Source organism: Agrobacterium tumefaciens (assembly GCF_031801495.1).
Taxonomy (GTDB): Bacteria; Pseudomonadota; Alphaproteobacteria; order Rhizobiales; family Rhizobiaceae; genus Agrobacterium; species Agrobacterium tumefaciens_K.
The window spans coordinates 1,827,721-1,849,066 of sequence record NZ_JAOEGC010000002.1 but is presented as its reverse complement, the minus strand read 5'-3'; the positions used below and the strand labels follow the sequence as shown (position 1 = coordinate 1,849,066).

At 58.9% G+C, this 21,346-nt stretch carries 22 protein-coding genes; 13 read left to right on the top strand and 9 right to left on the bottom strand.

Annotated elements, in window-relative coordinates:
* From N7578_RS18465 to N7578_RS18455, 3 genes are all read left to right on the top strand, one after another.
* Positions 1-921, top strand: coding sequence for a protease modulator HflC (locus N7578_RS18465; RefSeq protein ID WP_311111687.1), 921 nt, complete (start codon positions 1-3; stop codon positions 919-921).
* Positions 922-1,151: 230 nt separating this feature from the next.
* Positions 1,152-2,696: a Do family serine endopeptidase gene (locus tag N7578_RS18460; protein ID WP_311111686.1), complete on the top strand. Its 1,545-nt coding sequence runs from the start codon at positions 1,152-1,154 to the stop codon at positions 2,694-2,696.
* A gap of 85 nt (positions 2,697-2,781) precedes the next feature.
* Positions 2,782-3,531, top strand: coding sequence for an SDR family oxidoreductase (locus N7578_RS18455; RefSeq protein ID WP_311111685.1), 750 nt, complete (start codon positions 2,782-2,784; stop codon positions 3,529-3,531).
* Between the two features lie 10 nt (positions 3,532-3,541).
* On the opposite strand, the gene N7578_RS18450 is transcribed toward N7578_RS18455, so the two are convergent.
* A complete protein-coding gene (locus N7578_RS18450) occupies positions 3,542-4,123 on the bottom strand; it encodes a GNAT family N-acetyltransferase (protein WP_311111684.1) in 582 nt (193 codons plus the stop codon).
* Positions 4,120-5,010 (bottom strand): phosphoserine phosphatase SerB, encoded by an 891-nt coding sequence (gene serB / locus N7578_RS18445; protein WP_311111683.1) that lies wholly within the window; start codon positions 5,008-5,010, stop codon positions 4,120-4,122. The genes N7578_RS18450 and serB overlap by 4 nt, the downstream gene beginning before the upstream one ends.
* Between serB and miaA the strand changes: the two genes are divergently transcribed.
* Positions 5,009-5,905: a tRNA (adenosine(37)-N6)-dimethylallyltransferase MiaA gene (gene miaA / locus N7578_RS18440; protein WP_311111682.1), complete on the top strand. Its 897-nt coding sequence runs from the start codon at positions 5,009-5,011 to the stop codon at positions 5,903-5,905. The two genes, serB and miaA, sit on opposite strands and share 2 nt — an antisense overlap.
* A gap of 9 nt (positions 5,906-5,914) precedes the next feature.
* Here the strand turns inward: miaA and N7578_RS18435 are convergent, their stop codons facing one another.
* Positions 5,915-7,915 (bottom strand): helicase HerA domain-containing protein, encoded by a 2,001-nt coding sequence (locus N7578_RS18435; protein WP_311111681.1) that lies wholly within the window; start codon positions 7,913-7,915, stop codon positions 5,915-5,917.
* 378 nt (positions 7,916-8,293) lie between these two features.
* On the opposite strand from N7578_RS18435, the gene N7578_RS18430 reads away from it, so the two are divergent.
* The 4 genes from N7578_RS18430 (at position 8,294) to N7578_RS18415 (ending at position 11,709) form a co-directional block, all read left to right on the top strand.
* Entirely contained in the window at positions 8,294-10,087 is a 1,794-nt protein-coding gene (locus N7578_RS18430) for an acetolactate synthase 3 large subunit (RefSeq protein ID WP_311111680.1), read from the top strand.
* A gap of 21 nt (positions 10,088-10,108) precedes the next feature.
* Positions 10,109-10,681: an acetolactate synthase small subunit gene (gene ilvN, locus N7578_RS18425; protein ID WP_138790937.1), complete on the top strand. Its 573-nt coding sequence runs from the start codon at positions 10,109-10,111 to the stop codon at positions 10,679-10,681.
* A 133-nt stretch (positions 10,682-10,814) separates the two neighbouring features.
* Positions 10,815-11,183 carry an ArsR/SmtB family transcription factor gene (locus N7578_RS18420; RefSeq protein WP_422646732.1) on the top strand — a complete coding sequence of 123 codons (369 nt, stop codon included), beginning with the start codon at positions 10,815-10,817 and terminating at the stop codon, positions 11,181-11,183.
* Entirely contained in the window at positions 11,176-11,709 is a 534-nt protein-coding gene (locus N7578_RS18415) for an SRPBCC family protein (RefSeq protein ID WP_311111678.1), read from the top strand. Before N7578_RS18420 ends, N7578_RS18415 begins: the two co-directional genes overlap by 8 nt.
* 136 nt (positions 11,710-11,845) lie before the next feature.
* On the opposite strand, the gene N7578_RS18410 is transcribed toward N7578_RS18415, so the two are convergent.
* Complete coding sequence (locus N7578_RS18410) at positions 11,846-12,691, bottom strand: aldo/keto reductase (protein WP_311111677.1); 846 nt, start codon at positions 12,689-12,691, stop codon at positions 11,846-11,848.
* Positions 12,692-12,857: 166 nt separating this feature from the next.
* On the opposite strand from N7578_RS18410, the gene N7578_RS18405 reads away from it, so the two are divergent.
* Positions 12,858-13,451: a LysE family translocator gene (locus N7578_RS18405; protein ID WP_311111676.1), complete on the top strand. Its 594-nt coding sequence runs from the start codon at positions 12,858-12,860 to the stop codon at positions 13,449-13,451.
* A gap of 68 nt (positions 13,452-13,519) precedes the next feature.
* A complete protein-coding gene (locus tag N7578_RS18400; RefSeq protein ID WP_311111675.1) occupies positions 13,520-14,005 on the top strand; it encodes a hypothetical protein in 486 nt (161 codons plus the stop codon).
* Between the two features lie 10 nt (positions 14,006-14,015).
* On the opposite strand, the gene N7578_RS18395 is transcribed toward N7578_RS18400, so the two are convergent.
* Genes N7578_RS18395 through N7578_RS18385 form a run of 3 tightly spaced genes read right to left on the bottom strand, consistent with a single transcriptional unit; the run spans position 14,016 to position 15,707 of the window.
* A complete protein-coding gene (locus N7578_RS18395; RefSeq protein ID WP_311111674.1) occupies positions 14,016-14,795 on the bottom strand; it encodes an anti-sigma factor in 780 nt (259 codons plus the stop codon).
* Positions 14,792-15,349 (bottom strand): RNA polymerase sigma factor, encoded by a 558-nt coding sequence (locus N7578_RS18390; RefSeq protein ID WP_311111673.1) that lies wholly within the window; start codon positions 15,347-15,349, stop codon positions 14,792-14,794. The genes N7578_RS18395 and N7578_RS18390 overlap by 4 nt, the downstream gene beginning before the upstream one ends.
* Entirely contained in the window at positions 15,333-15,707 is a 375-nt protein-coding gene (locus tag N7578_RS18385; RefSeq protein WP_311111672.1) for a hypothetical protein, read from the bottom strand. Before N7578_RS18385 ends, N7578_RS18390 begins: the two co-directional genes overlap by 17 nt.
* Before the next feature lie 190 nt (positions 15,708-15,897).
* Here N7578_RS18385 and N7578_RS18380 point away from each other — a divergent pair, with 190 nt between their 5' ends.
* Positions 15,898-17,025, top strand: coding sequence for an ATP-dependent RecD-like DNA helicase (locus N7578_RS18380; protein WP_311111671.1), 1,128 nt, complete (start codon positions 15,898-15,900; stop codon positions 17,023-17,025).
* 33 nt (positions 17,026-17,058) lie between these two features.
* Here N7578_RS18380 and N7578_RS18375 read toward each other — a convergent pair whose 3' ends face one another.
* On the bottom strand, positions 17,059-17,757 hold the full coding sequence (locus N7578_RS18375; protein WP_311111670.1) for a MerR family transcriptional regulator: 699 nt from the start codon (positions 17,755-17,757) through the stop codon (positions 17,059-17,061).
* Between the two features lie 230 nt (positions 17,758-17,987).
* Between N7578_RS18375 and N7578_RS18370 the strand changes: the two genes are divergently transcribed.
* Positions 17,988-18,743, top strand: a complete 756-nt coding sequence (locus tag N7578_RS18370; protein WP_311111669.1) for a pyridoxine 5'-phosphate synthase — start codon at positions 17,988-17,990, stop codon at positions 18,741-18,743.
* 74 nt (positions 18,744-18,817) lie between these two features.
* Positions 18,818-20,083 carry an NAD(P)/FAD-dependent oxidoreductase gene (locus N7578_RS18365; protein ID WP_311111668.1) on the top strand — a complete coding sequence of 422 codons (1,266 nt, stop codon included), beginning with the start codon at positions 18,818-18,820 and terminating at the stop codon, positions 20,081-20,083.
* 95 nt (positions 20,084-20,178) lie between these two features.
* Here N7578_RS18365 and N7578_RS18360 read toward each other — a convergent pair whose 3' ends face one another.
* Positions 20,179-21,225 carry an NAD(P)-dependent alcohol dehydrogenase gene (locus N7578_RS18360; protein ID WP_311111667.1) on the bottom strand — a complete coding sequence of 349 codons (1,047 nt, stop codon included), beginning with the start codon at positions 21,223-21,225 and terminating at the stop codon, positions 20,179-20,181.
* Positions 21,226-21,346 lie beyond the last annotated feature (121 nt).

Genomic DNA, 21,346 nt, shown 5'->3' with positions numbered 1-21,346 from the left:
ATGAGCAACCGTTTTACGGCCATTCTTCTCGGTCTCGCCGTTCTGATGTTCTTCGTCTATTCGTCGGTCTTCGTCGTCAACGAGCGCCAGCAGGCCATCGTCGTGCGCTTCGGTGAGATTCAGGATGTAAAGACCCAACCAGGTCTTTACTTCAAGCTCCCGTTCGCCTTCATGGATGCCGACCGCGTGCAGTATATCGAAAACCGCGCACTGCGTTTCGATCACGACAACATCCGCGTTCAGGTTTCCGGCGGCAAGTTCTACGAAGTCGATGCTTTCGTGGTGTATCGCATCACGGATGCGCGCCGCTTCCGCGAAACCGTCTCGGGCGACCAGATGTCGGCGGAATCTCGTCTTCGCACCCGTCTCGATGCCTCGCTGCGCCGTGTCTACGGTCTGCGTGGCTTCGAAGCGGCCCTGTCGGATGAACGTGCATCGATGATGCAGGACGTTCGCGACGATCTCCGTCCCGATGCGGAATCGCTCGGCCTGAGCATTGTCGACGTTCGTATCCGCCGTACCGATCTGACGCAGGAAGTGTCGCAGCAGACCTTCGACCGCATGAAGGCGGAACGTCTGGCCGAGGCTGAACTCATCCGCGCCCGCGGTAATGAAGAAGGACAGCGCCGCCGTGCTATCGCCGACCGTCAGGTCGTCGAACTCGAGTCGGATGCAAACCGTCAGTCGGAAGTGCTGCGCGGTGAAGGCGACGCGGAACGCAACAGGGTCTTCGGCGAAGCATTCCAGCGCGATCCTGATTTCTTCGAGTTCTATCGTTCGATGGGTGCCTATGCCACGGCGTTGAACGGAACCGGTACGACGCTGGTGCTTTCGCCGGATTCGACCTTCTTCCGCTATTTCAACAACATCAACGGTACGCCGCCTGTAACGCCCGCGGCGCCCGCCGCACCGGCGAACTGACGGCGGAACGTCTGCGATTGAAAGGGCCGGTGAAAACTGGCCCTTTCTTTTGCGTGGTTCTGGATTTCTCCCAGGCAACCCTTGAACCTGTAGCGGTTTGTTGTAGGGCTTGTCGTTGCGGGGCAGGGAGGATTTGCCTGTTCACGAAAAGGTATTTTTACACTTCATCATTCCGCCTTATGCTTTGAGCATATATTCAACGCGAGTTTATTTGAAACGCGAGGACGCTTATGGCCCTGACCCTTCTTTCGCCCTTTCGCAGCAGCCTTGCCGCCGTTGCAGGCATCGCTGTCGTCGCCGGTGGGCTGACCATGCCGGTTGCAGCAAGAGCGCAAAGCCACGGGCCGGATTCGGTCGCAGATCTCGCAGCACCGCTTCTCGATGCGGTAGTGAACATTTCGACGTCCCAGAACGTCAAGAGCGAGGGCAAGGGACCAACGCCACCACGACTGCCGGAAGGTTCGCCGTTCCAGGAATTCTTCAAGGATTATTTCGACAATCAGAAGCCGGACAATGGCGGTAAGGTCAGCTCACTTGGTTCGGGGTTCGTGATCGACCCGACCGGTTATGTCGTGACCAACAACCATGTCATCGAAGGTGCTGACGCCATCGAGGTGATTTTCCCGAACGGCACGAAGCTCAAGGCGAAACTTGTCGGCACCGATACGAAGACCGACCTTTCCGTGCTGAAAGTGGAGCCGAAGGCGCCCTTGAAGGCCGTCAAGTTCGGTGATTCCCGCAGCTTGCGTATCGGTGACTGGGTGATGGCCATCGGGAACCCGTTCGGCCTCGGCGGATCGCTGACGGTCGGCGTGATTTCCGCACGCGGCCGAAACATCAATGCCGGCCCCTATGACAACTTCATCCAGACGGATGCGGCGATCAACAAGGGCAATTCCGGTGGACCGCTCTTCAACATGAAGGGCGAGGTCATCGGCATCAACACCGCGATCATTTCGCCAAGCGGCGGTTCCATCGGCATCGGGTTTGCCGTGCCGACGGAACTTGCGCAGAACATCGTGCAGCAGCTTATCGAGTTTGGTGAAACGCGCCGCGGCTGGCTCGGTGTGCGCGTCCAGCCGGTTACGGATGACGTGGCGGCAAGCCTTGGCATGGAAACTGCCAAGGGCGCGCTGATCTCCGGCGTCGTCAAGGGTGGACCGGTCGAAAATGGCCCGATCGAAGCGGGCGATGTGGTCCTGAAATTCGACGGCAAGGACATTCAAGAAATGCGCGATCTGCCGCGTATCGTTGCGGAAAGCCCGGTCGGCAAGGAAGTCGATGTCGTCGTGCTGCGCGACGGCAAGGAGCAGACCGTCAAGGTCAAGCTAGGTCAGCTACAGGATACGGCTGACGAAAAGGCATCGGCCGAGGATCCGCAGGGCGAGGACGGCGATGGAGGCGTGATCGCCCCGGAAGAGGATGGCGGTACGGACGGTCAGGCACAGGACCAGTCTCCGGAAGTTCGCGAAGCACCGCAGGCGGTGCTCGGCATGAACCTCGTGATGCTGAGCGATGAGTTGCGCACCGAGAAAGGCATTGCCGAGAGTGTTGAGGGGGTTCTCGTCGCGAGCGTCGAGGCCGGGTCGACCGCCGAACAGAAGGGTATGAAGGCGGGCGACGTGATCGTGGAAGTCGGCCAGGATTTCATGGAGGTTCCGGGCGACGTTCTGGTTCGTGTGAACGGCCTGAAATCCGAAGGTCGCAAGAACGCCCACATGATGGTGGCGGATGCACAGGGCAACCTGCGGGTCGTCGCGCTTCCACTGGAATAAGACGATCCTGTCAGCACGCAGGAATCGGGTGGCTGGCGCTTGTCGCTGATCTTATTCCTTGCCCTCATCAATGGAGGGCAAGGATATGAAACTTCTGAACAATAAAGTTGCGATCATCACTGGCGCGTCGTCGGGCATAGGCCGGGCGACTGCGTTTCTTTTCGCCGAGCATGGCGCATCCGTCGTCATCAATGCACGGGGCGAGGCTGCATTGGCGGCGGTTTACCAATCTATTGTCGAACGTGGCGGTCGCGCGCATGCGATAGCTGGCGATGTCGGTTTGCCGGAAACCCATACGCGTCTCGTAGACGCTGCGGAAAACATCTTTGGTGGTCTTGATGTCGCGTTTAACAATGCCGGCGCGGTCGGCGCAATGAAGCCGCTGGCCGAGATTTTACCGCTGGAATGGCACCACACGTTGACGGCCAACCTCACGTCGGGATTTCTCGGGGCGCGGAGCCAGATTCCGGCGATGCTCAAACGCGGCGGTGGTTCGCTTGTGTTTACCTCCAGTTTCGTCGGAACCAGCGTCGGCCTGCCGGGCATGTCTGCCTATGGCACAGCGAAGGCTGCTCTGATGGGGCTGGTGAAGGGCATTACAGCCGATTATTCGGCACAGGGTATTCGCGCCAACGCCCTGCTGCCTGGCGGTGTCGATACCGCCATGGCAGGCGATGAGGCGCAGAAAGACTGGGCTGCAGGCCTGCACGCATTGAAGCGCATCGCACAACCAGAAGAGTTGGCGCAGGCCGCGTTGTTCCTCGCCAGCTCCATGTCCAGTTTCGTGGCGGGATCGGCGCTCTATGCAGATGGCGGCAATGCGGCCGTGAAGTAGCGGCCTTCGTTTAGTCGTCGGTCGTTTGCCGGTTCGCCCGCCATTCCGCAAGCGTCAGCGCATAGGTGACGTGCGGACGCAGATGGGGATGCGTCTCTTCGGGCACGCGCGGGTGGTCGAAATCGCGGGACGGGTCGCGTTTCAGGCCGATGCGCTCCATCACGGACGTCGAACGATGGTTGTTATCGACGGCGAAGGAGACGATTTCCGGCGTCTCCTTTTCATCGAAGGCCATGGTCAGAAGCGACTTGGCCGCTTCCGTCACATAACCGTGCCCCCAGTACCGGGTGGCGAGCCGCCAGCCGATTTCCATCGTGCCGAGCGGGAAGGGCGGGTCGAGGTTCATGACCGGCGAGATACCGCAGAACCCCATAGGCTCCGCGGTTTCCTTCAGTTCCATGGCGTAAAAGCCGTAACCGCTGCCGCGGATCATGCCATTGATGGTTTCGAGCACCGCGTCCGCTTCCGCATGGCTGCGGCGGAAAGGAAAGAACTCCATGACCTTGGCGTCCGCGTTGATTTCGCGGAACAGGTCGCGGTCGCTTTCCTTCCACTCGCGCAGGATGAGCCGGGGTGTTTCGCGAATGATCATGCCGTGATGAAATCCGTCTTCCGATAGCCCTGAATGTAAAGAAGGGCAGTCAGGTCGCCGTGGTCGATCCGCATCTGCGCCTCCGCGGCAACGGCGGGCTTGGCATGCAGGGCGACGCCCGAGCCAGCCAGATGCAGCATGCCGAGATCGTTGGCGCCATCGCCAACCGCCATTGCCTCGTCCGGGGTAAGTCCAAGTTTTCCGGCGATATCGTTCAGGGCATCGACCTTGGCCTGCTTGCCGAGAATCGGTTCGGCGACGGTGCCATCCAGCAGGCCGTTTTCTTCGCCGAGCAGATTGGCGCGGTTTTCATCGAAGCCGAGCATAGCGGCCACGCGGCCGGTAAAGACGGTGAAGCCACCCGAAACCAGTGCAGTGTAATAGCCCTTCGCCTTCATGGTGGCGATCAGCTCCTTGCCGCCGGGGGTCAGCGTGATGCGCTTTTCGATGACGTCGTCTACAACGGAGACCGGCAGTCCCTTGAGCAGGGCCACGCGCTCCCGCAGAGCGGGTTCGAACGCGATCTCGCCATTCATGGCGCGGGCGGTGATGGCGGAAACCTTTTCCTTCAATCCGACTTCGGCGGCCAGTTCGTCGATACATTCCTGTCCGATCATGGTGGAGTCCATATCGGCAATCAGAATCTTCTTGCGGCGCGTTTCCTGTTCCTGGATGACCACATCGATTTTTCTGTCAAGGATCGCCAAGCGCAGAACGTCATAGGCCGATGCGATATCGGTGCCTTCCGGCAGGGCGAGATCGCAGGCGATACCGTCTGCAAGCCAGTACAGACCGGAGGCATTGACGGCCTTCGCGGCCGCTTCGCCTAGGGCAGGTGTCAGAACAGGATTTGACGGATTGGCGATAAGCGTGGCAACGAGAGCCATGATGAAAAACCTTGATGACGATTTTGATGCGATCCTGATAACCGGCCCGACGGCAAGCGGCAAGTCCGCGCTTGCGCTTCGTCTGGCACGGGAGCGCGATGGTGTCGTCATCAATGCCGACAGCATGCAGGTTTACGATACGCTTCAGGTGCTGACCGCCCGGCCTTCCGAGGAGGATATGCAGGGCGTGCCACATCTCCTTTATGGCCATGTGCCGGCCAGCAGTCTCTATTCCACCGGCGAGTGGCTGAGGGATATCAGCGCCTTGCTGCAGGAATTGCACGGGCAGGGACGCCCTCCGGTCATCGTCGGGGGTACAGGGCTGTATTTCAAGGCGCTGACCGGCGGCCTGTCGGATATGCCCGCCATTCCTGACGATGTACGTGACCGGCTTCGAGGCCGCCTCGTCGATGAGGGCGCAGAATTTCTTCACGCGGAACTGGCGGTTCGCGATCCAGATATGGCGCAGACGCTGAACGAGGGCGACGGACAGCGCATCGTGCGCGCGCTGGAGGTCCTGGAAGCGACCGGAAAATCCATCCGAGACTTCCAGCTGGTGCGTGGTCCGGTCATCGTCGATCCCGAGCGCGCCCGGAAATTCGTCGTCCTGCCTGAGCGGCCGCTTCTGCACGACCGTATCAATCGCCGTTTCGAAAAGATGATGGAAAACGGCGCTGTCGAAGAGGTGAAGGCGCTGCTCGCGCTGCGGCTGGATGACAATGCCACCGCAATGAAGGCGATCGGCGTGTCGCAGATCGCAGCGATGCTGGATGGCCGTATGAGCGAGGCGGACGTCATCGAAAAGTCTGCAGCAGCGACGCGTCAATATGCCAAGCGGCAGATGACCTGGTTCCGCAATCAGATGGGCGACGACTGGGAACGCATCCAGCCCTGAAAACCGGCGTCAATCCTTGCGGTAGAGGCTACCGAGCGGTTTCTTGAGCAGGCTTTCGCGCAGCGACGGTCTGTTCTCGACGGGCGGTGGGGCGTTCTGCGCCTGCAACTGGAAAGAGGCGCGCCGCAGGTCGTTGACGGGATCGGGTTCGGCGGCGCTGCTCACCTTCACTGCGCGTCCAGGCAGCATGTCGGGCCGGTAAGGTTCATAGTTTCCGGTGCTCTCGACGGGGCTTGCAGGCGTATGCAGTTCCTGTTTCCAGAGTTCCGTTTCCACGGCCAGCGGTTCCGGGGTATCGGAAAACGCAAAGGCTGCGTCGAAGCTCTGCTGAAAACCGGTGATGGCAGGCCGCGCCGCGGAGCGCATGCGTGTGACGATGGAACTGAGATCGACCGTGTCCGGCGTATCCGGAACCGCATGACTGGTCGCGCCGCTTGCTTTTGGCAGCTTGGCGGTCGGAACGCGGTCGAAGCGCATCCTCATCGGAACGCTGACGGCTTCGCCGAATGCGATCGCTTCGCCGTTGCCAATAGATGACAGGAAACTTGTGGTCGAGGTCGACGCGTTCGGCACCGCCGAGAGAATGATCTTCTGGTCGTTCTCGTTCGAGAGGCGCATGGCGAAAACGGTCGAGCATTGCGACAGGATCGTCTGATCCAGTTCACTTGGCCGCTGGGTGATGACGCCGAGCGAAATTCCGTATTTCCGGCCTTCCTTGGCGATCTGTGCGATGGCCTGCCGGGTCGGGAAAAAGCCCCTTTCGGCATCGGCCGGAACATAGCGGTGCGCTTCTTCGCACACTACCAGCATGTGCAGCGAACCGCGCGCGAGAACGGCCAGTTCAAACGACAGGCGGCACAGAACGGACGCGACGGAATTGACGACTTCAGCCGGGATGCCGGACAGCTGGAAAACCGAGATCGGCTTGCCATCGCCCGGCACGCGAAAAATGTGCGCCAGCGTTTCCATGATCGTGTCGCTGATCGTGTTGCTGGAGAACATGAAGTGGTAGCGCGGGTCATTGATCGCCGAGAGAATGCGGATCTTGAGGGAGCGCAAGGCGGGCTTGTCGCTTCGTCCTTCGAGCCTGCCGATGCGTTCATCGATCATCGCCAGCAGGTCCGCGATCCGGTAGGGGATCGGCGAATCCGAGGTCACCGCGCTTTTGTCGGATGTTCGCCGCACGCCGGACCCCTCCGAGCCGCGGAAGGCCCGCTTGGCATCGGGAATGAGGTCGCGAAGGATGTCCATTTCTTCGGGAACGGGTTTTCGTCCGCGGAACACGACTTCAGCGAATTCATCCAGACGCATCAGCCAGAAGGGCAGGTCGAGCGTATCAGTGTCGATCACCACCGAATTGCCGGGGAAGGCGGCGGCAAATTCGTTGTGCGGGTCGAGAATGAGGATGCGCAGCTTCGGATCGGTTTCAATCGCCTTGTTCAGCAGCAGCGACACGGCGGTGGATTTGCCCACACCGGTCGAGCCGACAACGGCGAAGTGTTTGGCCAGCATCTGCTGAATGTTGATCGTCGCGTCGATGGCGTCATCCTGCGTCAGCTTGCCGATCACGCAGTCATCGCGTTTGCCGCTATCGTAGATTTTCGACAGGTCGCTGGTGCGGATGCGATGCGCAACGGCGCCGAGATACGGATATCGCGAAATGCCCGTCGAGAAGCGCTCACTGCCATCTTCGGTGCGGTAGACTTCACCAAGAAGATCGACTTCGATCAGCAGGGTGTTGCCGCCGTCGCTTGACCATCCTTCGTCTCGGGTGCGCATGGAGCAGGTGAGAGCAGCAACGCGGCTCGTGCCCATTTCGATGGAGATGAGGCGGCCGACGGACCAGAGTTGCGAAAGTTCGGTGGAGCCGGGGTCTATATCGGCGGCAATCGTCGCGCGTGCGCCGTCGCAGGCGATCACGCGCCCAAGCTGCCTGCCGGGTGCCTGCTGGCTGGATCGCCGCTCGTTTTCGCCCATCCTGGACGATGTATGAAACTCGCCGTTATTCACATGTCATCCCGGGCGCTGGACAGAACCGCATTTCGGGCAGCCTCTGTGGTTCAAAGGCTATATGATCGTATTTAACAACTGGTGTAGCGATACGATTCGAAAATTTCGTTTTGGGGCTGATTGCCGCAACAAAATGAACGGAAGATGATTTTTTCCGCAATATGCGTTGACGACTGCCGCTTTTGTGTCTAACACTCCGCCCCATGAAAAATCTTAACGTACTTATCGTGGTGGGACGGCGCATGGGCAGGATGGTGTAACCATCCGGCGAAAGCACCCATGCGCTAAACGAGGCTCCTCTAGGAGCCTTTTTTTATGTCTTCACATGGGCCGAAAGGCTCAGGCGATATCCAAAGCCAACTCGGGATGGAACAGGCAATGACGGATAAGGACAATACGGAAAACAGCAATCGTATGACGGGCGCGGAAATCGTTCTGAAAGCCCTGAAGGATAACGGTGTGGAGCACATCTTCGGTTATCCTGGCGGTGCCGTACTTCCGATCTATGACGAGATTTTCCAGCAGGAAGAGATCCAGCACATTCTCGTGCGTCACGAGCAGGGTGCAGGCCACGCCGCTGAAGGTTACGCCCGTTCGACCGGCAAGGTCGGCGTCATGCTCGTCACGTCCGGTCCTGGTGCCACCAATGCCGTGACGCCGCTGCAGGACGCGCTGATGGACAGCATTCCGCTCGTCTGCATTTCCGGACAGGTTCCAACCACGCTGATCGGTTCCGATGCGTTTCAGGAGTGCGATACCGTCGGTATCACGCGCCCCTGCACCAAGCACAACTGGCTGGTAAAGGACGTCAACGAGCTGGCTGGCATCATCCATGAAGCCTTCCGCATCGCCCAGACGGGCCGTCCGGGTCCGGTCGTCGTCGATGTTCCGAAGGATATCCAGTTCGCCACCGGCACTTATACGCCACCTTCCGCTGCCGTTCAGCAGAAGAGCTACAAGCCAAAGGTTCAGGGCGACCTGAACGCCATCAATGCCGCCATCGAACTGATGTCGAAGGCGAAGAAGCCGGTTTTCTACACCGGCGGCGGCGTCATCAACTCCGGTCCGGAAGCAACCCGTCTGCTGCGTGAACTGGTCGAGCTGACCAATTTCCCGATCACGTCGACCCTGATGGGCCTCGGCGCCTATCCGGCATCGGGCAAGAACTGGCTCGGCATGCTGGGCATGCACGGTTCCTATGAAGCCAACATGACCATGCATGACTGTGACGTTCTGGTCTGCGTCGGTGCGCGTTTCGATGACCGTATCACCGGCCGCCTGAATGCGTTTTCGCCGAATTCCAAGAAGATCCACATCGATATCGATCCGTCCTCGATCAACAAGAACGTTCGTGTCGACGTGCCGATCATCGGCGATGTCAGCCACGTTCTGGAAGACATGGTTCGCCTGTGGCGCGCCCTGCCGAAGAAGCCGGAAAAGGCGCAGACGGAAGAGTGGCACAACCAGATCGACCGCTGGCGCGCCCGCAATTCCTTCGCATACAAAAACTCCAATGATGTCATCATGCCGCAATATGCATTGCAGCGGCTGTATGAGGCATCCAAGGCGCACGACACCTTCATCACCACGGAAGTTGGCCAGCACCAGATGTGGGCGGCGCAGTTCTTCGGTTTCGAGAAGCCGAACCACTGGATGACCTCCGGCGGCCTCGGTACGATGGGTTACGGCCTGCCTGCCGCCATCGGCGTCCAGGTTGCGCATCCTGAAGCGCTCGTCATCGACATTGCCGGCGACGCCTCGATCCAGATGTGTATTCAGGAAATGTCCTGCGCCATCCAGTACGGTCTGCCGGTAAAGATCTTCATCCTCAACAACCAGTACATGGGCATGGTTCGCCAGTGGCAGCAGCTGCTGCATGGCAACCGCCTGTCCAATTCCTACACCGAAGCGATGCCGGATTTCGTGAAGCTGGCGGAAGCCTATGGCGCGGTCGGTATGTATTGCGATGATCCGAAGGAACTGGACGACAAGATTGCTGAGATGATTGCAGTCAAGAAGCCGGTCATCTTCGATTGCCGCGTTGCCAATCTCGCCAATTGCTTCCCGATGATCCCGTCTGGTAAGGCTCATAACGAGATGCTGTTGCCGGATGAGGCGACGGACGAAGCCGTTGCCAATGCCATCGACGCCAAGGGCCGTCAGCTAGTCTAAGAGCGGGAAGAGGACAAGGACATGAACGCACACCTACAGCCTACCGGCTCGGCCTACTTCATTCAGAAGGAAACGGCGGTCGCGGAAAACCATACCCTCTCGGTTCTCGTCAATAACGAGCCCGGCGTGCTTGCGCGCGTCATCGGCCTGTTTTCGGGCCGCGGCTACAACATCGAAAGCCTGACGGTTTCCGAGACGGAACACGAGGCGCATCTGTCGCGTATCACGATCGTTACGCGCGGCACGCCGGTCGTTCTCGAGCAGATCAAGGCGCAGCTCGAGCGCATCGTGCCGGTACACCGGGTTCTCGACCTGACCGTCCGCGCTCGCGAACTGGGGCAGGAGCGTCCGATCGAGCGCGAAGTGGCGCTTATCAAGGTTGCCGGTGCGGGCGAAGACCGTGCCGAGGCCCTGCGTCTTGCCGATGCCTTCCAGGCCAAGGTGGTCGATGCGACGGTTGAGCATTTCATCTTCGAAATCACCGGCAAGTCCTCGAAGATCGACCAGTTCGTGGCGATCATCAAGCCGCTCGGCCTGATCGAGATCTGCCGTACGGGCATTGCCGCGATGAACCGCGGTTCGCAGGGCATGTAAAACTGTTCTGCAATCCTTGCCGCTTAATCGAACGCCCGTGGGAAACCGCGGGCGTTTTTGTTTGCGCCATGTCCGCTACACTTCATTCAACCATTCGGTTGACTTTTGGATGTGCAAGCGTATATTCAACAACATGGTTGAATTTCTTGATTCACATCTCGACACGGTATTTCATGCTCTCGGCGATGCAACGCGCCGTACGATGCTTCGCGAGTTATCTCGCGGAGAGCGGACCGTCAGTCAGTTGGCGGAGCCTTTCGACATGTCGCTCGCGGCGGCATCGAAGCATATCAAGGCGCTGGAGAATGCGGGCCTCATCAAGCGGGAGGTGAGGGGGAGGACGCATGTCTGCCGTCTGGCGCCCGGGCCGCTGGCGGAGGCGCATGAGTGGCTTGGTTTCTATCGCCAGTTCTGGAGCACTCGCCTCGATGTCCTCGAGCGGATGCTCAGGGAGCAGGATCGGGACAAACCCATTGAAAACGGAGGAAATGACAATGGCTGATATTGTAGTGCCTGACGCTTATGGTCGTATTGTCGAGCCCGCGACGGTGAAGATCGAACGGCTTCTGCCGGGGCCGATCGAGCGGGTGTGGTCCTATCTGACGGACAGCGATCTCCGTCGTCGATGGCTGGCTTCGGGCGAGATGAAACTTGCCGCCGGCGCGCCTTTCGAACTGGTCTGGCGTAATGACGAGCTGACGGATCCGCCGGGCAAGCGCCCGGACGGTTTTTCGGAAGAACACAGGATGGCGAGCCGCATCATCACCGTCGTTCCACCGCACAGACTTGTTTTCAGCTGGGATGAGGCCGGGGAGGTGTCGATCGAACTCGAGGCTCTGGGCAAGGAGGTCCTGTTGACGCTCGTTCATCGTCGGCTGGCAAACCGTGCGGAAATGCTGGGTGTCAGCTCGGGCTGGCATGTCCATCTCGATATTCTTGCCGATCTTCTGCACGACAAGATTCCGGGTCCATTCTGGGACCGCTGGTTGGTACTGAAAAAGGAATATGACGGCAGAATACCGCGTTGAGCGGGTTCATATGCAAACGGTCGCCCGGACGGATCGGGCGACCTGATCTTAATTTTCCTTGCGCATCCAGTATTTCACAATCTGATTCAAGGCGCTTTCGGATCGATTCCGGAAACGCTTTCATCTCCATGAAATATCACAGCATTTCGAGCGCGATCTTGCGACGGGGTGGCGGGAAGGCGGCATCGAGCGCATCCCAGTCCTCATCGCTGATTTCCAGATCGGTCGCGCCGCGATTCTCCTCGACACGTTCCGCCCTTGCCGATTTCGGAATGGCGATGACGCCATCGCGTTCCAGCAGAAACGCCAGCGCAAGCTGGGCCGGAGTTGCCTGATAGGCCTTTGCAATGTGGATCAGTGTGTGATTGTCGAGGATGCGGCCCTGCTCGATGGGCGAGTAGGCCATGAGCGGAATGCCCCGTTCCTGACACCACGGTAGCAGGTCGAATTCCGGACCGCGTCGGGACAGATTGTAGAGCACCTGATTGGCAGCGCATTTTTTTCCATCGGCAACGGAATGGAGCGCTTCCATGTCCTCGACATCGAAGTTCGACACGCCCCATTCGGCGATCTTGCCCTGCGCTTTCAGTTTTTCGAAGGCGGCAACCGTTTCTTCCAGCGGATGCCCGCCGCGCCAGTGAAGCAGATATAGATCAAGGCGCTCCGTGCCGAGTCTTTCCAGACTGCGTTCGCAGGCTTCTGCGGTTCCTGCGGCACTGGCATTCCACGGATAGATCTTGCTGACCAGAAACACGTCGTCACGGCGACCTGCAATCGCCTTGCCGACCACTTCCTCCGATCTGCCGTCTGCATACATCTCGGCGGTGTCGATCAGTGTCATGCCGAGATCTATTGCCTTGCGGATACTACGGATTTCCCGTGCCTCGTCTGCTCGTTGCTCGCCCATGTTCCAGGTGCCGAGGCCGAGTGCGGGAATTTCCTTTCCGGAAGGCAAGGTGACGGAAGGAATGTCGTCGTGCATCGGTGTGCTCCCATGGTTGTCCGCAAGACAATAGCGTCTTGTTCTCCCTTCTCAAACAACCAAGAGAGCCGTGGCGATCCATCAAAAGAATTGACCTAGCCGATTAGACGTTCTGGCTGGTTAGCCGACGCTCAGGCGGATACGTTCCTTCGCCTGAGGAGATGTCATGACAATCGAAACCTTCATCGCGCTGGTGCTGTTTGCCTTCACCACGTCCATCACGCCCGGCCCGAACAACATGATGCTGTTCGCCTCGGGTGTGAACTTCGGATTTCGCCGCACCGTCCCGCATATGCTGGGCATCGGGGCCGGGTTTCTGTCGCTGCTGATCGGTGTCGGTCTGGGGCTGGGCGCGTTGCTGCACTCCGTCCCGCTGCTTTACACGGCGCTGAAATTTGCGGGCGGTCTTTATCTTTTGTGGATTGCCTGGAAGATCGGGACGTCGAGAAGCCTGACGGAAGGGTCGGCGGGCGCTTCACCCATGACGTTTCTCGGTGCGGCCGCCTTCCAGTGGGTAAACCCGAAGGCATGGGTCATGGCCGTCACGGCCATGGCGACCTATACCAGTGAAGAGCAATATTTCGCTACCGTAATGCTCGTGGGTGTTGCCTTCGCCGCCGTAAACCTGCCCAGCGTCTCGACATGGGCAGGGTTCGGTTCGGCGCTGCGCGAATGGCTGTCGGTGCCGGTCCGGCTCAAATGGTTCAACATCACGATGGCCGTGCTGCTGGTCGTCAGTCTCTGGCCCATGCTGGCGTAGGCACCCGCTTGCGGGAAAATATCCGACATGCAACTATCGTTTGAAATAGTTGGGCAAGGGGATGGCCGATGAAAGTGACGACATACAGACATGGCCCTAAAGACATCGAAATTGCTGATCTTCTTTTTGTTCGAAACATAATTCCCGTGCTTGAAGTTCCAAAAGACGCGCAGGCCTTCGGGAAAGTGCAGACAAAGTCTGATTTCGTTTATACCGTCGAAGCTGGGGACGAATTGCGTCAGCTGGCGGATGAAGAGCGCAAAACTCCGCTGAGTATTCTGAAAAGTCCGGGAAACTGGTCCATCTATTTTGCGGGCGAGAAGGCATCCGGGCCGCTGCAGCTATACAAAAGCGAACTGAGAGACGGAGTGCAGTCTGCTTTCAGGCTGGGGAAGATCGCTATTCCGGTGAGTAATACTCCGGAGGACGTCGCCAAAGTTATCAAGGACGCAGGCGGTCAGGTTCGCGAGATATTGCCACCCCTCGAAAATACGCTTTGGGCTTCTGTCATCCGCGACTTCGAGTGGGACTTCTTTCCCGAACCCGGAGCATGAGCGTCGTCTTTCACGTCGGAAACTGCCGGTAACATTCCTCGGCGATCTTTTGTACTTCGGCCTGGGTCAATTCCGCCGATACGGCATAACCGAGTTCCTCGTCGATCCAGTAGAACGTTTCGATGCCGCCAGCGCTTGCCACGCGGAAGCTGGTCGTGCGGTTTTCCTCGTTGTGGCCAATGAGGACTGTCACGCGTTTGCCGGTTTTGTCCTGATACATCAGCATCGCACCGGGTTTGCCGCTGACGGGTACGAGACGGCCACCAACGAGATCGTAACCGAGCTTCGTCAGATCCGGGATGGCAAAGGGATATCCCAGCCGCTTGCCCAACCATGAGGCAAGGTGCTGCTGCTCGCCAGCGCCGACCTCTACGGGGTGGCGCACCTCGCTGGCGTAGATCAGATACGCCGATTTCGCCTGGGCCGAAATATCGGACGACTTTGGCGTTGCCTCGTCTGCGGGGGATGTGAACGGCAGAAATCTGCCGGTCGCAGTTCCCAGGGCAAAGATCAGGCAAGCGGCGGAGGCCTGTATCAGCAGCGGTTTCAAACGGAACGCGGAGGGCGATTTTTTCACGCTCAGCAATGCCGTGTCATGCGGGCGGGGCGTCTCATAAGGCGCGAATGCGACACGCAGCATCTCGGCCTGTCTTTTCCATGCATCGACACGCTGCTGTTCCTCCGGCCGTTCGGCCAGCCACGCCTCGACGATGGCCTTTTGCCCGTCGGGAAGAAGCCCGTCGGCATAGGCGTGCAGATCGTCTTCGGTAACGGCGTCCAGCCTCGTCATTTCGGTCTCCGCATGGGAATGATGTTATCAGCCTCCAGATGGCGGCGCAGGGTTTCACGGGCGCGGGAAAGTCGCGACATGACGGTGCCAACGGGCACCGACATGGTATCCGCCGCTTCCTGATAGCTGTAGCCTTCCACCGTGACCAGCATCAGCACCGCGCGCATTTCTGGCGACAGTAGAGCCAGAGCGCCGTGCAAGCGATCATTTTCGAGCGTATCGCTCAGCGTCTCCGTGCCGCTTATGTTTTCATGATCGTCGAGGCTTTCGGCACGGTGCCGAACCTCGAACCGGTGCCTGTTGCGGTAAAGGTTTGTCATGATGGTATAAGCCCATGATTTCAAACCGGTCCCGCGCCATTGCCTGCGATTGGCGAGCGCCTTTTCCACGCAGTCCTGAAGCAGATCCTCGCCATCGGCGTCACTTCTAGAGAGGCTGCGGGAGTACCGTCGAAGCATGGGGATCAGCGCCAGCATTTCGGACTCGAAAGAACCGGGGGCGGGGGCGAATTGTCCCCGCCGGTCAGTACCGTTGCCGTTATGGCTTTGCGACATCCCAGTTACCGCCCATGCCATCGCCCGTCATATCGCCCTTTTTCATGTCCTTCACCCAGTAATAAAGGGGCATGCCGTCTTTGGCCCATTGTTTCTTCCCATCCTTGCGGGTGACGATGGTATAGGCACCATCCGCCTTGTCGCTGTCCGATGCAAGGAAGGGCGGCCAGTTCGTGGCGCATTTGTCATAGCAACTGGACGCGCCTTTCGTATCTTTTTTGTAGGTGTAGAGCGTCATACCCTTTGCGCCCGCAAGCACATCGCCCTTGTCGGTCTTGACGGTCTCGACCATCGGTGCGGCGTAGGCCATGCCTGCGATGGCGAGAGCGGCCAGCGAGATTACAACGCGCATTTTCATTGGATTTCCTCCAGAGGTTCGGGCGGTGCAAGGCCGCCAACGAGTATGAGACACCGTCGGTGGGGTATTTATTCCATGGCTTCAGAAAAAAATGCGTATGGTCTCGATCAGATGCGGCGTAGAGTGGCGAATATTCCTCTTTCGTTCTTTTTCGGTTGCGCTTCGCGCTCGAATCCTGCGATGAGGGCTGATGCAATTTTCACCGCAACAGGACGAAGCGCTCAAGGCTGTTTCACACTGGCTGAAGGAAGGCCGGTCGCCGGTTTTCCGGCTGTTCGGCTATGCCGGAACGGGCAAGACCACGCTTGCCAAACATTTTGCGGAAAATGTCGACGGAGAGGTGCTGTTTGCGGCTTTCACAGGCAAGGCCGCACAGGTTCTGCGTTCGCGTGGCGCATCGAATGCTCGCACCATCCATTCGTTGATCTACCGCCCGCGCGGGGAGGAAGAGGTGGCGGACGAAGAAACTGGCAAGACCTCCATTTCGCCGATGTTCTCGATCAACCGCCAGAGTCCGCTCGCCAAAGCGGCTCTCATCATCATCGACGAGTGTTCGATGGTGGACGAACAGCTCGGCCGCGATCTGATGAGCTTCGGCACGCCTATCCTCGTGCTCGGCGATCCGGGACAGTTGCCGCCGGTGACGGGTGGCGGGTTCTTCACCGAGCAGGAACCGGATTTCCTGCTGTCGGAAATTCACCGCCAGGCAAAAGACAATCCGATCATCCAGCTTGCCATGGATGTTCGCGAAGGCCGTGAGATCATGCGCGGTGACTACGGTTCGGCACAGGTGATTTCCAAAGCCGACGTCACGCAATCGCTCGTTCTCGACGCGGATCAGGTTCTGGTCGGCACCAATCGTACCCGACGCCGTTACAATCAGCGGCTCCGCGAGCTGAAAGGGTTCTCCGCCGATTATCCGCAGTCCGGCGACAAGCTGGTGTGCCTGCGCAACGACCCGGCGAAGGGACTGCTGAACGGTTCTTTGTGGCAGGTGATGAGTTCATCGCGCGAAACGGTAAAGCCGGGCATCAACCTGATGATCCGGCCCGAAGACGACGACATGGATCGCGGTGCCGCGAAAATCAAACTTCTCAAGGCGGCCTTTGAGGAGACGGAAACGGAAATTCCTTGGTCCACGCGCAAGCGTTACGACGAATTCGATTTCGGATATGCACTGACCGTGCACAAGGCTCAGGGTTCGCAGTGGAACAATGTCGTTCTGTTCGATGAGAGCTACGCGTTCCGCGATTCGCGCGAGCGATGGCTTTATACGGCGATTACCCGTGCCGCGGAAACACTGACCATCGTTCGCTGACAGCCAGGATTTCCACGTTTTCCGACAATGCGGTCAGGCGCGGATGACGCCGAGCAGTACAGCCTTGGCAACCGCCTGAAAGCGGTTGGTGGCGCTGAACTTGCCTATAATTCTTGTTTCAAGCTCATGGAGCTCTTCGCCTGACAGGCCGAGAGCGCGGGCAAGCCGCACGGGTGCGTAACCCTCTGCCATGAGCTCGAGGCATTTGCGCTCGTTTTCCGTAAGAGAAATATCATTGGTGTAGCCGGGCCGGCGATGATCCGGTTCGTCCGAATCCGGGCCGGTCACAAGTTCGTCTTCGATCTGCTGGACCTGTCGCTGGATGGTGGAAAGCTCAGCGGTCAGCTCCCTTTTGCGTTGCTGCAGGGCGCGATGAAAAATGTCATCCGCCTCGTCCTGCGAGGGGCAACGCGCAAGGCGCTCCATGATTTCGGTAATCGTCGCAACTGAGATGCCTACTTCACGGCAGAAATTGATGACGGCCATCCGGTGCACGTTGCGATAGGAGTAAACGCGCATCTGGCCGACGCGTTTGGATGTCAGGAGCGCTTTTTCCTCGTAGAAATGCAAGGTCCGGTGTGTCACGCCGAATATATTTGCCATATCGGCGATGGGGACGGGTTCGGGGGGGATGGGTGAAGGCAGGGTTATATCCGGAAGAAAGCTACCCGGACGTTGATGCGCTCTTTCCTCGTCGCCGTGTTTATCAAACGGCATCCGGCCATCCTGCATTGTCTCCCCCTTCTGCGCCGCATGACAGTCTGCTGATGTGGAGAGAGGCCGCTTTGATCCCCGGCGGCTATCCCGTTATTATATCTCAGCTTCATGCAGAACGCGTTAAATGACACGAACGTATATTTTCTATTTTCGTTCCGTCGCTGCAAAAATTTTGGTGTTCCTCCTTGCGAATGGCCACAAGCTGCGTGAAACAGGAATGAGATTCCGAATGTGAGCCGATTGCTATGCCTGCAAAACTATCTGTCAATTTGAACGCAATTGCCATGTTGCGCAACCGTCGCGATCTTCCTTGGCCGGATGTTGCACAATTTGGGCATATCGCCCTGTCCTCGGGGGCAAGCGGACTGACGGTGCATCCCCGTCCGGACCAGCGCCACATCCGATTTTCGGATCTTCCGGTGCTGCGCTCCCTGATTGACGACGTCTTTCCGGCGGCGGAATTCAACATTGAGGGGTATCCGAGCGAAGATTTTCTCGTTCTCTGCGAACAAACGCAGCCCGAGCAGGTGACGCTGGTTCCGGACGATCCGGCACAGGCAACATCCGATCACGGTTGGGATTTCCGCACGCATGCGACGTTCTTGAAAGACGCGGTTTCGCGCCTCAAGGCTGGCGGCATGCGGGTTTCGCTTTTCGCGGATGGAGACGGTGAGCGGGAACCGGTGGAACTGGCGGCCGAAACCGGTGCCGCACGCATCGAGCTTTATACCGGACCTTATGGTGGGTGTTTTAACGATCCGCAGCGGGGTGCTGCTCTTCTCGAAGAACTCGGCCAGACCGCCGATTATGCGAAAGAGCTGGGGCTTGAAGTCAATGCGGGGCATGATCTGACTGTTGCCAATTTGCCTAAGCTCATGGAACGTATTCCTTTTCTAGCCGAAGTCTCGATTGGCCACGGATTGACGGCCGATGCGCTGGAATATGGAATGGCTGAGACGGTACGGCGTTTTTGTCGCGCCTGCGGGCAGTCTATTTCATAACTAAAGTCAATTTTTTTGCCTATAGTCAGGTGCGCGCATGCTCCGTGCGCGCGCTTTTTTGAAGGCAGAAGACTATGCAAGAAAATCATGTTGTCGTCGTGGGTGGAGGCTTCGGCGGCTTGCAACTCGTACATGGGCTGGAGGGGGCTCCTGTACGCATAACGCTGATCGACCGTCGCAATCATCATCTGTTCCAGCCATTGTTGTATCAGGTTGCCACCACGGTCCTGGCGACATCGGAAATCGCCTGGCCGATCCGGCGGCTTTACAGCGACCGCAAGGAAGTCACCACGCTTCTGGCGGAAGTGACCGGCGTCGACCGGGATGCGCGTACGGTGCACTTGAGTTCCGGCGAAACGATCAGTTACGACACCCTGGTTCTGGCGACCGGTGCTCGACACGCCTATTTCGGCCGTGACGAATGGGAGCGTTCCGCTCCCGGCCTGAAGACGCTTGAGGACGCTACAACGATCCGTCGCCGCCTGTTGCTGGCGTTCGAAAAGGCGGAGCTTGCGACCAGTGAAGAAGAGCGGCAGGCGCTGCTGACCTTCGTGATCATCGGGGCAGGCCCGACCGGTGTGGAAATGGCGGGCATGATTGCCGAGCTTGCGCACAAGGTCCTGCCGCCGGAATTCCGCAACGTCGATACGACCAAGGCAAGGGTACTGCTGGTGGAGGCGGGGCCGCGCGTGCTGCCGGTCTTTACCGAAGAACTTTCCACTTATGCCAAGGAAGCGCTCGAAAAGCTCGGCGTGGAGGTTCTGCTCGGGACGCCGGTGACGGCGTGCACGGATGAGGGCGTTACGGTTGGCGAGACATATTATCCTTGCCGCACGGTCGTCTGGGCAGCAGGCGTGCAGGCGTCTCCTGCCGCCAAGTGGCTTGGCGCTGCCGCTGACAGGGCCGGGCGGACGGTGGTCGGGCCGCATCTTTATCTCGACAGCGATCCCAATATCTTCGTCATCGGTGACACCGCTGCCGTCACGCAAGAAGACGGAAAGCCCGTTCCGGGTATCGCGCCCGCTGCAAAACAGCAGGGAAGCTACGTTGCCGCACTCCTCAAGGCCCGCCTTGCGGGCAAGGCTGAGCCTGCACCTTTCCGCTACAAACATCAGGGCAATCTTGCGACGATCGGCAAACGCGCCGCGGTTATCGATTTCGGAAAGATCAAGCTCAAGGGCGGTCTTGCGTGGTGGATATGGGGGCTGGCCCACATCTACTTCCTGATCGGCACACGCTCACGGCTCGCCGTCGCATGGAGCTGGCTGTGGATCTATCTGAGCGGCCAGCACAGCGCTCGCCTGATCACGCAGAAGGAAACGTTGAAGGACGAGTCCTGACAGTCTCAAATAAAATATAAAAAAGGCGGGATGCTTCTGCATCCCGCCCTTTTTTGTGTGTGAGGAACGGCCAAAGGGTCGTTCGAGACGACGGATCACGCGTCGAGCGAAGCCATGTCGATGACGAAGCGGTAGCGAACGTCGCTTTTCAGGACGCGCTCATAGGCTTCGTTGACCTCCTGAATGTTGATCTTCTCGATTTCCGAAACGATGTTGTGCTTGCCGCAGAAATCCAGCATCTCCTGGGTTTCCTTGATCGAGCCGATCATGGAGCCGGAGAGGCTCTTGCGACCGGGGATCAGCGAAAAGGCATGGACCGGAATCATATGTTCCGGAGCGCCGACGATGACCATCGAGCCGTTGACTTTCAGCAGGCCGAGATAGGCGTTCCAGTCGATGGCAACACCTGCGGTGCAGATGATGAGATCGAAGGTGCCAGCCAGCTTATCGAATGTCGAGGCATCGCTCGTGGCGTAATAGTCCTTCGCGCCGAGCCTCAGGCCGTCTTCCTTTTTCGACAGCGTCTGCGAAAGCACTGTGATGTCTGCGCCCATGGCCGCGCCGAGCTTGACGCCCATATGGCCAAGGCCGCCCATGCCGACGATCGCGACCTTCTTGCCCGGTCCGGCATTCCAGTGGCGAAGCGGCGAGTAGAGCGTGATACCAGCGCAGAGCAGCGGTGCCGAAGCGTCGAGCGGAAGATTGTCCGGAATGGACAGGACGTAGCCTTCCTTGACGACGATCGAGTCGGAGTAACCGCCCTGCGTCGCGGTCTTTCCGTCGGCTTCGACGCTGTTGTAGGTCTGGACCAGCCCCGGCATGTATTGCTCGTTGTCGAGGTCGCGGGTTGCGCAGCCGACGCAGCTGTCTACGAAGCAGCCGACACCGACGTGATCGCCGACCTTGAACTTCGTGACCTTGGAGCCGACGGCGGTTACGATACCGGCGATTTCGTGGCCCGGAACAATCGGGTAAACCGCGTTCTTCCACTCGTTGCGGACGGTGTGAATGTCCGAGTGGCAGATGCCGGCATATTTGATGTCGATGACCACATCGTCATCGTTCGGTTCGCGGCGTTCGAAGGTGAACGGCGTGAGCGGCTTCGATGCGTCGGTGGCTGCATAGCCTCTTGCGATAGCCATCTGAATGTCCTTTCGGGGTTGGGAAGGAGATGGCGGATCATGCAATGCGCGGGCGCTGATGCGTTAGAGCGATCCTCCGAGCTTCTTGCACGATCCTGCAAAAATCTCTGTGGCGCTCTTT

Excerpts from the sequence above, each read along its gene's own strand:
- serB (WP_311111683.1), bottom strand. The coding sequence starts at position 5,010 with ATGGCTCTCGTTGCCACGCTTATCGCCAATCCGTCAAATCCTGTTCTG.
- N7578_RS18430 (WP_311111680.1), top strand. The coding sequence starts at position 8,294 with ATGACGGATAAGGACAATACGGAAAACAGCAATCGTATGACGGGCGCG.
- N7578_RS18360 (WP_311111667.1), bottom strand. The coding sequence starts at position 21,225 with ATGGCTATCGCAAGAGGCTATGCAGCCACCGACGCATCGAAGCCGCTC.
- N7578_RS18460 (WP_311111686.1), top strand. The coding sequence starts at position 1,152 with ATGGCCCTGACCCTTCTTTCGCCCTTTCGCAGCAGCCTTGCCGCCGTT.
- N7578_RS18400 (WP_311111675.1), top strand. The coding sequence starts at position 13,520 with ATGAAAGTGACGACATACAGACATGGCCCTAAAGACATCGAAATTGCT.
- N7578_RS18410 (WP_311111677.1), bottom strand. The coding sequence starts at position 12,691 with ATGCACGACGACATTCCTTCCGTCACCTTGCCTTCCGGAAAGGAAATT.
- N7578_RS18465 (WP_311111687.1), top strand. The coding sequence starts at position 1 with ATGAGCAACCGTTTTACGGCCATTCTTCTCGGTCTCGCCGTTCTGATG.
- N7578_RS18395 (WP_311111674.1), bottom strand. The coding sequence starts at position 14,795 with ATGACGAGGCTGGACGCCGTTACCGAAGACGATCTGCACGCCTATGCC.
- N7578_RS18405 (WP_311111676.1), top strand. The coding sequence starts at position 12,858 with ATGACAATCGAAACCTTCATCGCGCTGGTGCTGTTTGCCTTCACCACG.
- ilvN (WP_138790937.1), top strand. The coding sequence starts at position 10,109 with ATGAACGCACACCTACAGCCTACCGGCTCGGCCTACTTCATTCAGAAG.
- N7578_RS18375 (WP_311111670.1), bottom strand. The coding sequence starts at position 17,757 with ATGCAGGATGGCCGGATGCCGTTTGATAAACACGGCGACGAGGAAAGA.
- N7578_RS18450 (WP_311111684.1), bottom strand. The coding sequence starts at position 4,123 with ATGATCATTCGCGAAACACCCCGGCTCATCCTGCGCGAGTGGAAGGAA.
- N7578_RS18415 (WP_311111678.1), top strand. The coding sequence starts at position 11,176 with ATGGCTGATATTGTAGTGCCTGACGCTTATGGTCGTATTGTCGAGCCC.
- N7578_RS18370 (WP_311111669.1), top strand. The coding sequence starts at position 17,988 with ATGCCTGCAAAACTATCTGTCAATTTGAACGCAATTGCCATGTTGCGC.
- N7578_RS18455 (WP_311111685.1), top strand. The coding sequence starts at position 2,782 with ATGAAACTTCTGAACAATAAAGTTGCGATCATCACTGGCGCGTCGTCG.
- N7578_RS18380 (WP_311111671.1), top strand. The coding sequence starts at position 15,898 with ATGCAATTTTCACCGCAACAGGACGAAGCGCTCAAGGCTGTTTCACAC.
- N7578_RS18390 (WP_311111673.1), bottom strand. The coding sequence starts at position 15,349 with ATGTCGCAAAGCCATAACGGCAACGGTACTGACCGGCGGGGACAATTC.
- N7578_RS18365 (WP_311111668.1), top strand. The coding sequence starts at position 18,818 with ATGCAAGAAAATCATGTTGTCGTCGTGGGTGGAGGCTTCGGCGGCTTG.
- N7578_RS18420 (WP_422646732.1), top strand. The coding sequence starts at position 10,815 with ATGGTTGAATTTCTTGATTCACATCTCGACACGGTATTTCATGCTCTC.
- N7578_RS18385 (WP_311111672.1), bottom strand. The coding sequence starts at position 15,707 with ATGAAAATGCGCGTTGTAATCTCGCTGGCCGCTCTCGCCATCGCAGGC.
- miaA (WP_311111682.1), top strand. The coding sequence starts at position 5,009 with ATGATGAAAAACCTTGATGACGATTTTGATGCGATCCTGATAACCGGC.